Below are 13,496 nucleotides of genomic sequence, written 5' to 3'. Positions count from 1 at the left end.
TCGTTCATCAGAGTGACAAACACGTGTAACCAAACTTCTGGCAATGCGCCGGAAGTTCTTCTCCCTTAAGAGGAGCCAGAGGAGGTGAAAAGATGCGCCCACTTACCAAACTTCTCACTCACATCATCGAGTTTAAAAGGCTTCAGTAAATAGTCATCCATACCAGCCGCATAACAGAGTTCTTTATCTTCCTCGTATACACTCGCCGTCATTGCAATGATCAGCGGACGATAATCACCATCATAAATACGTCGGATCTCACGCGTAGCCTCGATGCCATCCATTTCCGGCATCTGCATGTCCATTAGAATGAGATCGTAAGGTATGCGTTCTAAGGCTTCGACCGCCTCACGTCCATTCGCTACCACATCTGCGTTGTAACCCATTGTTTGCAGCACTTTCGTAATTAGCTTCTGGTTGATTACATTATCCTCTGCTATAAGAATATTTATCTTCATTGGTTTCAATTCTCTGCTTTCCGATGTAGTAATTAATTCGGAAGCTTTTGTGTGCCCCAGCGCTTTGCCCATTACTTTGAGTAGATAAGAATGTTTGATTGGCTTATCCAGTATCGCTGTAAACATGGCTTTATCATCAGCCGTCATATGATTGAACCCATATGCCGAGCTAAATAAAATCAACGGCACTCCTGCAATTTTCGGATTTGCCTTTATCTCTTTAGCAGTACCTATACCATCTGTAACCGGCATCAGCAGATCAATCAGTGCGATATCATACTTTTTCTCCTGCATTGCCGTAATCGCTTCCGGAACGGTTGCAAATGTATCGATCGCGATATTCCAGTATTCAAACTGCTTTTTAAGAATCAGCAGATTGATTTCATTATCATCGAGCACCAGGATTTTACGGGTGCTTAATTCCTGCAATGGCAGCGGTTCCTGTACTTGTACTGACGGTCCATTATTTTGCAGGACGTCAACGGTAAAATGAAAAGACGTACCCACGCCTTCTTTACTATTTACCCAGATATTTCCCCGCATCAGTTCTACCAATCGCTTGGAAATGGCAAGCCCTAAGCCGGTGCCACCATAACGTCTGGTGGTGGAAGCATCTACCTGAGAGAAATTGCGGAATAGTCTGTCAAATTTATCAGCAGGAATGCCTATACCGCTGTCCTGTACTTTAAATTCCAGCTCTACCCTGCCGTCTGGTGTGCGTTTATTGAGCTGCACAGAAATGTACACCTGCCCTTTTTCGGTAAACTTGATGCCATTTGAAACCAGATTCACCAGTATCTGACGCATGCGCGTAATGTCGCCGACAATCTCAGCAGGCACGTCCGGCTCTATCAGATATAGTAAGTCGAGTTGTTTTTTATTGGCTGCCACCGAAAGCAGGTCGAAAGTTTCCTCGATTACACTGCGTAACACAAACGGCTGTTGCTCCAGTTCAAGTCCGCCCGATTCAATTTTAGAAAAATCGAGTAAATCATTGATCAGCGTCAGCAGTGTATCGCCGCTCAGGCGAATAGTATCAACAAAATCTTTTTGTTCGTCATCGAGCGTTGTATTCATCAGCAAACTGGCCATCCCAATCACGCCATTCATCGGCGTGCGGATTTCATGACTCATATTCGCGAGGAATTCTGATTTTGCTTTATTCTCTTTATCCGCGCGTTCGGTTTCCTGATGCAGTTTCACGTTGAGGTCGGTAAGATGTTCATTCGCCAGATACATCGACGTGATATCTTCAAATACCCAAAGCCAGCCTTTCAGATATGCTGAATTAATCGGCACGCAAGACACATTCAGAATATGCTGCTGCGGCTCATCAAAACGCCAAACCCAGTCTTTTACAACACCAACGCCCATGCCAAACAACGCCATTGCCCGTTGATTGATCTCATCAATATTAGTGGCTTTACTGCGCCATCCGGCCATTGTTGCCGCCAGTATTTCCGGTTTCTGCGGACCAGGATGATCCAGACCAATCATACTTGCAGCATGCGGATTTACCCAGCCGTCTTTTCCTGTATTATCAATAAAGATTACCGACTGCGGAATCGTATCGAGGATTGCGTTAAAATGGACTTTTGTATTATCCAGGGAAATGCGCAATTCACACTGCCAGAGCAACTCGGCAATCCGGTTGCGCGCATGCGTCATAAAGCTTTGCAATTCCTCATCGACGGAGATGTTATGTTCCCAGCCCAAAAAGAAAACAGCCTGAAGATTTTCTTCATTGACATAAAGTAAACATGCACTTCCGATATGATTAAAACTACCGGAGAATAAGGTTTCCAGCATGCGCTGATCCTGCAGGAGATAAACGTCGGCATCGCTGTCGTGAAATAATTTTCGCAACGGCTGCGGATTTACTATCAGATCATTCCATCTAGGCGGATTAGCATACACCGACCGTGCAGTGTAGTTATCATCTATGCGGAATATCAAAGCAAGGTCTGCTTTCGCAATATCTTTCAGCAATAAAATAGCTTCCTCCAGGACTTTAACGGGACTATAATTCATCGCCCATTTGCCCGTCCGGAGCATAAAATCTAACGTTTGTGTCTGCCAGTTGATCAAGGCTGCCTGGTATTAATTTTAAAAAACTGCTTGCTAAATAAATGAACGTACCGCGTCAATTACTTCCTGCGGTGAACTGATCTGCGGAAAATGGCCCTTCGCTTTTACCTTCGTCAGCTTACTTCCCACAATTGCGTTATTCAGATAATCACCCACACTTTCAGGAACTGCCACATCGTGTGTTGTCTGCAAAATAAACGTTGGAATATTGACGCTGGATAAGTCGCCTCTGTGATCGGTCTGGAAAATAACTTTAGCAACAGACAATGCGATATCAGGACGTACAGCCGAAAGCGTTTCTGCAAACTGTGCCGCCAACTCAGGGCGATCATGATTATCCATCACGAGTTTGGAAAAACCGCTCACCCAGGCATAGTAATTTGTATCCATGGTCTGATAAAGCGCATCCAGACTTGGCTGATCAAATCCGCCTGTATATTCCGGCAGGTCGTTCAGGTAACGTGGTGATGCGCCTAACAGAATCAGTTTCGAAAAATGCTTTGGCGATTTAATGGAGGATAGCAAACTCACCATACCGTTTACAGAATGCCCAACATAGTTGACATTTTCCAGCTGATATTCCTGCAGAATATCGAGGAGATCTGTTACGTAACCATTAAGCGTGCTGTAGCGCGCCAGACTAAACGCATTTATATCAGATTTACCACCGCCAACGTTATCGTACAACACAATGCGATAATCGTTTTCAAATCCTTTCACCACTTCCGCAAAAGAAGTCTGATCTGTTCCAAAACCGTGTCCGAATACTATTGTCTGGTCTGCACGTTCGTTTCCCAGAATACGAACGTTATTTTTCGTAGTAATATTCACTGTATACTATTTTTAAACCGTAAAAATGCTCTCCATCCTAAAGATAAGACACAGAAACAATACAATGATTACACGGTGATAAAGAATAACCGAAAATTGCCTTATAAATAACAAAAATTAGGGAGCGTTGGACGAATTCGGTAAAACTTACTTCCCAAAAGTGTTCGGGCATATTTTTCAACTAAGAAGTTCGAATATCCCATCAATTAAGCCCTTCAAACTTAAAAGCTGCGGCATCTTTAAACTGTCTGGATGCATCACCGGAATAGGCCTCGTTATTGACCAGCGACAGTTTTTTCACCTTTGCTGTTTCCGAGAAGTCTATGTTTTTAAAATCAACCCAAAATGTATTTGGCGTTAAAACCGATTCGAAATAATAAACCTTATTCTTGCTGTCCGCAACCGTTCTCCAGCGCGTCGATGAAATATTCGGCTGATCAGGAGTAGTTATACCAAAAGGAACTGAACAATTGCGAATCACACTAAACATTGACGCAATCGCAATGCGGGTATCGGCTGTCTGCGGAATAGCGTGTACATAAAACGATGCGCGCACAAAACGATCTGCTGCCCGATTGGTACCGGGCAACATGGTAGTCCCGCCTATCTCTTTCCAATATTCATTTAACGCCAGTTGCTTATCAAACGCCGGCGAATTAGTCATGACCTGATAAGAAGGGTCATGATGAATCACCAGCTTACCGCCGATGTATTCAAAAATGGCATTATCGCCCGTTGCATCGGAAAGGGAAAGATGTAAAGTCGTCAATCTCGGTTGACCAGGAACGTTAGCGGTTACAATCGTAAAGTCTTCTTTGCCCAATGCTGTCACCGCTTCGCTTACCGTTGTAAAATTATCCAATACATACTGGGCCCATGCTGCTATGGAGAGTCCGGGCGTTTTACCATTCCATTTAGGATATTCAGACTCCGCCAACCAAAGGACATTTGCCACCAGACCTTTCTCGTTCATACCGTCAGTAGTAGAGATGTCGTAACCCGAGGCTATTACACTGCCATATTTTGATGTCCATTTTATTGAAGCTGGTCCTACCTCACCACTGCGCTGCATGCCTCGCGGAAAAACCCATAGATTGCTGCGTACGTCTTCACTCCAATCCATTGACCTGGCAGTAATAACTGTCCCTTCCGGGCCTTTATACACCACGCGGGTACATGCGTAAGTCGGATACGCAAATAAAACAAACAGGCACGCCGCCATCAGATGGTTGAATAGTTTGCTTTTCATAGCATAACAAAAATAAATAATAAATAAACATTCCAACCCACAAAACGGTTTTACAACGCGAATGATATCAACTTTTGATTTTTGCCTTCTGAATTAAAAATCGGCGATAACTTTAAACAATGGCAGCTTTCATGAAATTGCAACAGTTCTACGAAAATGTGAACCAACAATTAGATTCGGTTCACAGCGAGATCGGGCATTTCAATATTTTCAAAGTAGAAGATATGATGCTGCCGGACAATAAGCCTGTAACATACAGCCGGCGTAGCTTCTACAAGGTAAGCCTGGTAAACGGGCATAGTAAAATCCACTATGCAGACCATACTATTGAAACTAATGGAACGGTACTGGTATTTACCAATCCTTTGATTCCTTTCTTCTGGGAACGTATCAGCGAAAAACATACGGGCTTTGTTTGCATTTTCACCGAAGATTTCTTTAGCCGTTCAGGAAATCTCAAAGACTATCCGGTGTTTCAATCTGCCGATGCGGCGGTAATTCCGCTCAATAAAAAAGAGACAATACGTTTCCAACGCCAGTTTGAAAAAATGTTTAAAGAATTGCAAGGCGATTACGCATTCAAATATGATCTGCTGCGAAATCTGCTTTTGGAAATAACACATGATGCACAAAAAATGCAACCAGCCCAACACAGTCCCTACGCGGCTTCCAACGCATCGGAACGTATCACAGGGCTTTTTGCCGAACTGCTCGAAAGGCAGTTTCCAATAGAACTGAGCAGTCAGATACTGCAACTGAGCACACCTGCGGGCTTTGCAAAGCAACTGAATATTCACGTCAATCATCTCAACAAAGCGCTTAAAGAAATAACCGGACAAACTACTTCACAACTGATACAGGAACGAATAGCGAAAGAAGCAAAAATCCTGCTCAAGAGTACCAGCTGGTCTATTGCCGATATTGCGTGGAGTCTGGGCTTTGAAGAAGCCAATCATTTCTCTAGCTTTTTCAAAACAAAAACCGGTCAAACACCCAGAAATTTCAGATCGTCATTACCATAAAAACCGCCAACAACTCACAACGTTCCGCCTGATTGATTTTTGTACTTTTTGCTTTCGATTTGGTATGGCCTGCTTTGCGTTCCGTCCGAACTTTGCCATGTAAAACACAACAATATTTTTATGTGGACAAAGCAAAACATACCGGATCTCTCCGGCAAAACAGCGATGGTAACCGGCGCCAATACAGGCATTGGATATGAAACAGCACTGGCGTTATACGAAGCAGGCGCAAATGTAATACTTGCATGCCGCAGTCAGGAAAATGCAGATAAAGCACTAAAATCTATACTAAAGTCAGGCGGAAAAGGATCTCTGGAAACCGGGATACTGAATCTCGCTAATCTGGACGCTGTTAAAGCGTTCGCAACAGATTTTCTAAACCGGCACAATGAACTGCATATACTCATCAATAATGCAGGTGTAATGATTCCACCGGCTTCTAAAACAGATGATGGCTTTGAATTGCAGTTTGGGGTAAACGTTATCGGACACTTCGCACTTACCGGCTATTTATATCCGCTGCTGAACAAAACGCCAGGCTCGCGAATTGTAACTGTCAGCAGTCTCGCCTACCTCCGCGGCACTATTGACTTTGATAACCTGAAATCCGAAAAAGATTATGATCCAATGCGTGAGTATGCGCAAAGCAAACTGGGCAATGTACTTTTCTCATTAGAATTGCAACGCCGGATAACACAGACTGGCGGACAAACTACTTCAATTGCCGTACAACCTGGCGCTAATAAAACAGACCTCTCACGTCACATGAATGAAGCAGAATATGCTGCTGCATTAGATCGTATTGGTGAATTGATGGAGCCCTGGCAGGGAGCACTGCCATCCTTGTATGCTGCAACTGACCCAAATGCAAAAGCTGGGGCACTTTATGGCCCTGATAAAGATGGTGGTTATCGTGGCTATCCCGGCGAAGCAGTTATAGCTGCAAATGCGATGGATGAAACAACAGCAAAAAAATTATGGGCATATGCCGAAGCGATGACGGGTATTTTGGTATGATAAGTTGACAAGTAAAAAGTTACTGCATTCCTGATCCTATTAATAGAATGCAAAAGGACCGTCCTCAGCAGTAATGAGAACGGTCCTTTTTTCTTCAAGCGATTTCTTATTCCTTGATCTTCTGTAATGATTCAATTACTGCTTCGATCAATTCAGAGGAAATGGTTTTGCTATGTTCAGCTGCATTGATGGCTCGATAATTCATTTCATCGTCCTTTTCAAAAACCAGTTCCTGTCCTTCAATGATCACATAAAATTTGTACGCATAGCCAAATGTCACCAGTCTTCCACGAAAGGTCAATTCCTCCTCCTGATAAGACACAGGCAAATCAAAAAAATGCTCCATAAATATAATCGGGCGCAAATAAACCTAAATTCTGGCTAATAGCTGATAGAATTTTTCCACCCAATCGTAAAAACACAGATGATCAGCACATTACGCATGAGCGTGAATACATTAGACTGTTGATAGGTTAAAAAAAACAGGTGTGTAAATGCTGTCTGTTCGTGACACCATAAACTTTCGGCGCATTATTTAATGTATGCCGTTTTGTACACAATCCGTTGCCGCGCCAGTGTAAACACTTTCCCATTCACGGTCTGCTGCGATTCTTTTAATAAGACGACCACCAACAAACAGGTACGGTATGATTTGTTTTGTATGCGCATGCGATAATTGGCATAGGTGACACCCGTACGAGCGCCAACATCAGCAACCCCATTAGTGGCATCAACAGCCTGCCCATGAGTAAAAAGCTCTATCATAGGCTCGGAAACGCTATCGTCTTTACGACCTGCATAAAGAAAAAGAACAGCGGAATCGGCATTAGCGGTATTACTGCTGTTAAATGTAAATGTATAATTCAAAGGAGAAATAGAATCTGGCAACACGCCGGTAAACTCCGGAAAGCTGCCATCCATGCTAACAGTAGCTGCTGGAAATGCATTACTTCCGCCCACTTGCCATTGGTTTGTTCCTGTATCATTCCAGGTCACAGCATTATTATACGAAATATAATAATTGAAGTTATTGTTTGTTGCCAGACTTACGGGAGATCCGTTGAGCGACAAACTGCCTGCTGAAATATAATTGTAGATGACATTGCCATTGCTGAATTGTGCCTGCGCACTCAGCCTTGAAATCGGCGTCATAAAGCCGTTTGTGTCGGTCAATGTGCCGGTAAGTTTATTAATCTGCAATACTGCATCTCCCGGTTTTCCCCACACATGAATCAGATGGGTCGCGGCGGTCCCCATTTCAAAAAGACAGGAATCTTCCAGACTAGGCACCTGAATTTTCGTTTGGCCAAGATTAGAATGGGACTTGTGGCAGGAAGTCAGCGTTACAGTCAACACAAGAGCTGAGAAAAAAAGAATACGATTGGGCATAATAGAAGGTTTTGGTAACTAAACGCAAAAAAGAAAAAATAAATTGCCTGAAAATTCGCAGCAGAGCCAAATCCGAACGATTCAACAAGTACACAAATCCCCAGCTTCACAAAAATACAGACATCAGATGTCTGAATGGATTATTTTTTTGTCCGATCGGACTGCTTTAAAATCCGCACCTGAACGAATTTTGTAACAGAGATTCAAAACGGGGGTTATGAATCTCTATTTCGTAGTTTTGGGGTTGTGAATAGAGGTGTCTTCCGAAAGACACCTCTATTATTTTCGATGATATCGTCAGATTAACGCTCCGCTGTTACGATCAAAGCACTTGATGGTATCGATAAATGGTCTTTACCATATACTTTAGTTATCGCATCTACAAACCGTTGTTTAATCTCCGGTATTTTATCCGGTGCCCGCTCGTTGAGAAAATTAATAATTGGTGTACCGTCAAACAATCCCCTGGCGGCGTTTTCAGCGGAGATGTTAGATCCACTGAGTGACAAATCTTCTATTTCGACACTACCGAAACCCGCATTCATTACGTCTTTTCGAATCTGGTCTTTATCATAGTAGGAAAACGGAATATTGAAAAAAACAGGCGGATCATTTGGGAAAAATATTTTCACAGTATCATTTGCTATCTGCGCAATTTCATTATCAGCAAGAGATTTCCAGGTCGCGAAAATGAACTTGCCACCGCTTCTTAAAACACGGAATGACTCTCTAAAACCTTGTATTTTGTCAGGATAAAACATTACGCCAAACTGCACCACCACACAGTCAAAGGACTGATCCGCAAACGGCACCGACAATGCATCCGCTATTTCCCAGCGAACATTCGAAAGCCCACTGAACCTCTTTTGGGCAAACTCTAGCATGGCGGGATTTAGATCAGTTGCCGTAATAGATGCACCTGGCAGTTGTTGCGACAGATATTTTGTTAACCGCCCGGTACCACACGCAATTTCCAGCACAGCTGAAGGCTGCAGCAAAGCTACTCTGTTACTCATTTCTGTTGCATAAGGCTCAAAAAACATTTCTCCCATCCCATCGTCATAATTGACTGGAATTGAGCCTGAAAAGGAAATATTCTTAGCACTTTGTTTCATGTCGCAGATTTGTGATACGAATTTACGACCAAATGGATCATTATCCCGTCTGATTGGCCACTTCCACATACCAATTCTGACCGAATTTTGTATCAGAAATTCAAACGGGGGTTTAGAATTTTAAAAGTCGCTTGGGCGATTTTGCTTTCGTAGTTTTTGGTTAAATGAATAGAGGCGTCTGGGGAGACGCCTTTATTTTTTTCATCTTTTCCTTTTTTTGAAAAGAAAACATCAGATGTCTGAACGGATTGTTCTGAGATGTTTTTTTTATGTTCGGTTAAATGGCAAAGGAGAGATTATTCTAGGTCTCTCTTGCTTTTGCTCGAAGCTTTCATAATTATTGTCAGACAGGCTTGATTCCCCTGGCATAATAAAAGATAATCAGACGCTAAACCTTCATCGTTTTACAGAGCCTCAATGGAAAGGCTCGTTGAACGTGCCTTGAAATCATATTCAGACACCATAATATGTCCCTCCTTAGCTGGAAAAATAGACGTATAAGTATTGCCATCATTGCGCGGAATGCTGCGTACCTGTTTGTTTTGTTTTACGTCGAAAATTACGATGTTCCTCGGCTCGTACACAATGATGTAATTGTTTTTCGTCTCCGTGCTGTTCACAACGCCAAAATCGTTGTTGTCACAAAAAGCCGCATAATTTGCAGCTGCCGGATGGAATGCGTTGCGTGTGGAAGGAATATATTTCTGAAAGCTAACCATTCCTTCGCGGTCCTGCCTGATCACCACCGGATCTTTCACTTTACATCTTTGCGTGCCGCCCAGAGTAAGAATAAATATCGGAGGAACGATCAACGGTGCAGTCAGCACAGAGGCTATAATGCCGCCGATATTTGTTTTACGGTAAAGAGAATTACCGGTAAAATAGGTGTTGCCTTCATAATCTTTGAATGATTCTTCAAATACGGCATAGCAACGCTCGTTCCTGAAATAACCTTTGCGGGAAATATTCGCTTTCGAATTATCAGACCAGTAGGTATATACTTCTTTAAATTCATTGGATTTTCCGTCGGTAGCATTCATAGTAAATACGCCTGCGTATGCGCCGGTGGAAAGATGTTTTGCACTGATGAATTTCGCTGCTCTCTTTTTAGCAATAATGCTGCCAGAGATATAAGGCCTGCCGCTTACCGGATCGTTTTCAAAAGAAATCACTTTCAGCGGATTGTCTTGTTTGTCTTTCAGGTCACGGGTCGGAAACACAGTGCTGTCAACCGTTCCATAACCAAACACTTTGTAACTGCCCTCTACAGTGTAGTATTCTTTACAAAGGAAGAAAACATCCTGATTAGAAACCAACATGCGATAACCTTCTGCTTTTTCTGTTATTTTTTTGCTCCAGGTTTGTTCCCCGGCCGTGTTGTAGACGAGCAGATTTTTACCGTTGCCATCACCGTAAAAACAAGCGAAACCTTTTTGCGGAATATTGCTCAGCTGCACATCATGTTTTAATGCCTGAACAGATGTCAGTTTCCCTCTGCCCACTCTCGCAGCAGGTGGCACATACACTGCCGTATGACTCATTATCAAACGGTTATCTTTCGTATTGATAATTTTGCCATCCAGCCCCAGAAACTGCATGTACAGTTCATCATCGGCAACACGTTCTGCTTTGTTGTATTCCTTTTTAGTTTTGAATTCCTGGTGGTACATGTTACTCTTAATGTACGCGAGACAGATAACATCCTGCTCAAACGCTACGGACCGAAGGGTCAGTTTTTTATTTTTGAAATTCACGGTACCGATATCGTTCAGATTCTCGTCCATGATTGTGATCTTATAACTGAAGGAATCCTTATTAGTTTTTTCGAGCTCTGTAAAAGAGAGATAACCCACCAGTGTATTATCCTGATGAATAACTTTTAACTGAGTAGAAATGCCTTCGCCCACTTCTTTAAAAACTTTCTTTTGGGCATAGGTTCCGAAGGTTGTCAGCAATGCGCACATTGCGAAAACGAACTTTTTCATTTTTTAGGAATTATAATTGTGGAAATATTTATTTGTCAAATGACGCAGCAAGCTCGCAGTAAATACTGCTTTTGTTAGCGCTGATCAATGTGCGCGCAGCTTCCTTTTTAGCATCCTCAGAGCGATCTGTACCTAATGCAAGTGTGTGCAAAAATGCTTTCAGCGTCTGCTCATCAGGTCCCGCGGTGGCCCAGCTTGTGTGTTCCTGCATCGTTTTGGCATACTGCTCCAGGCTTTCACGCGGCATTTGCTCCAGCATATTCTGCAGCTCGTAAAAATTGCGCGAAATATATTCTTTTTGCACTACGCCGATTGCTGTAAAGCGGTGCAACTCTCTGTCGGAATATTGCAGACTGGAAATAACATTGCTAAACATTATATCATACCACGGATCTGTATTGCCTTTGTCTTTCTCCAGCATAATGCGGTAAAGCACGTAGGTATAGTTTTCGTTGTTATAGAGATTCCAAAGCATCATTTTATTAGCGAGCATTCTGACAGCGGGATCTACGGGTGTAAAATTTCCGTTGGGCATCGTTTGCGCACGTGTCGCTTCATAGCGTTGTTCACAATCTGGGTGCGTTTTCAGCGAATCTTCAATACTGGTTGTGTCTTTAAAATTATAAGCTTTCGTAGAAAGTCCTCTGGAACGACGCTGCGTCCAGGATTCATCAAAAGCAACATTATATGCAGTGAAGTAGTTTTTCAAAGGTTGTTTCAGTGGTTGCTTAAATTGCATATCAGAACTGTCCAAATGCAGAAACAGCGAAGCGTCAAACGATACATTGCATCTCTTCAACAATACCAATGCCAGCGAATCAGCCTCGCTTTCGCGATAGCGCTGGTGCCTGCTGCGACTGAAGGAATAAGTTTCGTACACTTTTTTCAACCGGGAAAGACGACCGTATTTTGAATCAAGCACTGCATTCAGCGAATCTTTATATGCCTGAGAAGTCAGCCACTCGGCCCGCTGACGGATGATATTATCGACGTGATTCAGAATGTTATGCGCCAGTTCATGTGCAATCGCAAAAGCGATTTCCTCGCGCGTATGCGCATACACGATGAGACCGAGGTTTACTGCGATAATATTGTTGCCCACAGCGTAAGCATTTACCGAAGAACTGCGGTCTATCAGCAAAAAAGGCTGCGCAGGAATCGCACCAGCATTGGCATTAACTAATTGTGAGACGATACCCTGTACATAGTTATATACTACCTGGTCGTGGATATAACTATTGTCCGAAATGGACGAGGTAAGAAATTGAGAACGATCATCCCAGAGCTCCTTGTATTTTTTCTGGGTTTCTTTCTCTCTGAAAACAACAGGACAAGTCCAGGCTTTCTTCAGCGAATCTTTTTGATTTTTATAATAAAAACTGGAAAGATCATGGTACTGATACAGGCTCTTGCTTTGAGCGCTTGCCTGCAATACAAGCAATAAGCTGCACAATGCCAATGAGGTCAATAAACGTAAATTCATAAGGTTTAGCTGCCAGTTTCGTGTGGTATGTTACAAAAACGGACGCAAAAATAGGGTTTCAATTCCTATATGAAAAATAGCTAAGATCGTCGACTTACTTCATTTCGTCTGATTGGACCTTAATCCTGCCCGATTGGCGTTTAAAAAAAAATGTATCTATCCGAATTTTGTATCAGAGATTCAAACAAAGGAGGTTTCTATAAATGATGTGTTTTTCATGGTTTTTGGTTAAATGTTTCATTGAAATGTAAGCAGAGAGGCGTCCCGTAAGACGCCTCTCTTTTTGTGCATCGATTATTTAAAGAACAAGTAAAGAGACGCCATAGACGTCTCTTTACTCATCGCATTTAAACTTTACCATTCGATAGGGTCATTATAAATTTTATTTCGCCAGAATTCAGCGATCTAATAATTTAAAGTCTTTCTTTTCTTTAGCATAGGAAATAATCAACCCTAAACCGCCGCCGATAGCAATCATTGCGAAATACAATACTGGTTCACGGTCATCTACCATATCAGAAACAGTTGAACCTCCCACCACCTCATGTGCGACATGTACACCATGCTTCATAATGATGACATCGAGAATATAGGCGGCCAGCAGGCCCATTCCCGCTCCGGCCAGCAGCAGGCCGTATTTCAGGCTTACATAGGCGGAAGGTCGTTGCTTTCGTTCCTTAGGATTAAATCCATGTTCGATCAGCGATAGATTTTCTTTTGTTCTGAAATAATAAATTCCAAAGATGGTAGCACAAATGGCAAATGAGACAGCAATTGGAATCATAGCTTCTGTTGCGAGCATAATATTTCTGTTTAATTTGTGATTGTTATTTTGTTGAGCAGTCGCCTGCAGGCTTCT

The 13,496-nt window shown here is 42.7% G+C and carries 11 protein-coding genes; 2 read left to right on the top strand and 9 right to left on the bottom strand.

Annotated features, from left to right (window positions below; genetic code table 11):
• Positions 1–65 precede the first annotated feature (65 nt).
• The 3 genes from DN068_RS03415 to DN068_RS03405 form a co-directional block, all read right to left on the bottom strand.
• On the bottom strand, positions 66–2,513 hold the full coding sequence (locus DN068_RS03415; RefSeq protein ID WP_123985221.1) for a hybrid sensor histidine kinase/response regulator: 2,448 nt from the start codon (positions 2,511–2,513) through the stop codon (positions 66–68).
• 66 nt (positions 2,514–2,579) lie between these two features.
• Positions 2,580–3,377: an alpha/beta fold hydrolase gene (locus DN068_RS03410; RefSeq protein WP_110997478.1), complete on the bottom strand. Its 798-nt coding sequence runs from the start codon at positions 3,375–3,377 to the stop codon at positions 2,580–2,582.
• 202 nt (positions 3,378–3,579) lie between these two features.
• Positions 3,580–4,626: a linear amide C-N hydrolase gene (locus DN068_RS03405; protein ID WP_110997477.1), complete on the bottom strand. Its 1,047-nt coding sequence runs from the start codon at positions 4,624–4,626 to the stop codon at positions 3,580–3,582.
• 131 nt (positions 4,627–4,757) lie between these two features.
• On the opposite strand from DN068_RS03405, the gene DN068_RS03400 reads away from it, so the two are divergent.
• On the top strand, positions 4,758–5,648 hold the full coding sequence (locus DN068_RS03400) for a helix-turn-helix domain-containing protein (RefSeq protein ID WP_207798845.1): 891 nt from the start codon (positions 4,758–4,760) through the stop codon (positions 5,646–5,648).
• A 120-nt stretch (positions 5,649–5,768) separates the two neighbouring features.
• Positions 5,769–6,665 (top strand): oxidoreductase, encoded by an 897-nt coding sequence (locus DN068_RS03395; RefSeq protein WP_110997475.1) that lies wholly within the window; start codon positions 5,769–5,771, stop codon positions 6,663–6,665.
• 106 nt (positions 6,666–6,771) lie between these two features.
• Here DN068_RS03395 and DN068_RS03390 read toward each other — a convergent pair whose 3' ends face one another.
• From DN068_RS03390 to DN068_RS03365, 6 genes are all read right to left on the bottom strand, one after another.
• Positions 6,772–7,011 carry a hypothetical protein gene (locus DN068_RS03390; RefSeq protein ID WP_110997474.1) on the bottom strand — a complete coding sequence of 80 codons (240 nt, stop codon included), beginning with the start codon at positions 7,009–7,011 and terminating at the stop codon, positions 6,772–6,774.
• Between the two features lie 185 nt (positions 7,012–7,196).
• A complete protein-coding gene (locus tag DN068_RS03385; protein ID WP_110997473.1) occupies positions 7,197–8,054 on the bottom strand; it encodes a hypothetical protein in 858 nt (285 codons plus the stop codon).
• A 302-nt stretch (positions 8,055–8,356) separates the two neighbouring features.
• Positions 8,357–9,169 carry a class I SAM-dependent methyltransferase gene (locus tag DN068_RS03380; protein WP_165836267.1) on the bottom strand — a complete coding sequence of 271 codons (813 nt, stop codon included), beginning with the start codon at positions 9,167–9,169 and terminating at the stop codon, positions 8,357–8,359.
• 404 nt (positions 9,170–9,573) lie between these two features.
• A complete protein-coding gene (locus DN068_RS03375; protein ID WP_110997471.1) occupies positions 9,574–11,154 on the bottom strand; it encodes a DUF6770 family protein in 1,581 nt (526 codons plus the stop codon).
• Positions 11,155–11,182: 28 nt separating this feature from the next.
• Positions 11,183–12,637, bottom strand: a complete 1,455-nt coding sequence (locus DN068_RS03370; protein WP_110997470.1) for a M48 family metalloprotease — start codon at positions 12,635–12,637, stop codon at positions 11,183–11,185.
• Between the two features lie 397 nt (positions 12,638–13,034).
• Complete coding sequence (locus DN068_RS03365) at positions 13,035–13,439, bottom strand: DUF6249 domain-containing protein (RefSeq protein ID WP_110997469.1); 405 nt, start codon at positions 13,437–13,439, stop codon at positions 13,035–13,037.
• Positions 13,440–13,496 lie beyond the last annotated feature (57 nt).

The sequence above is a fragment of the Taibaiella soli genome (assembly GCF_003236175.1).
Classification (GTDB): domain Bacteria; phylum Bacteroidota; class Bacteroidia; order Chitinophagales; family Chitinophagaceae; genus QKTW01.
This window is presented reverse-complemented; position numbering and strand designations above follow the sequence as displayed.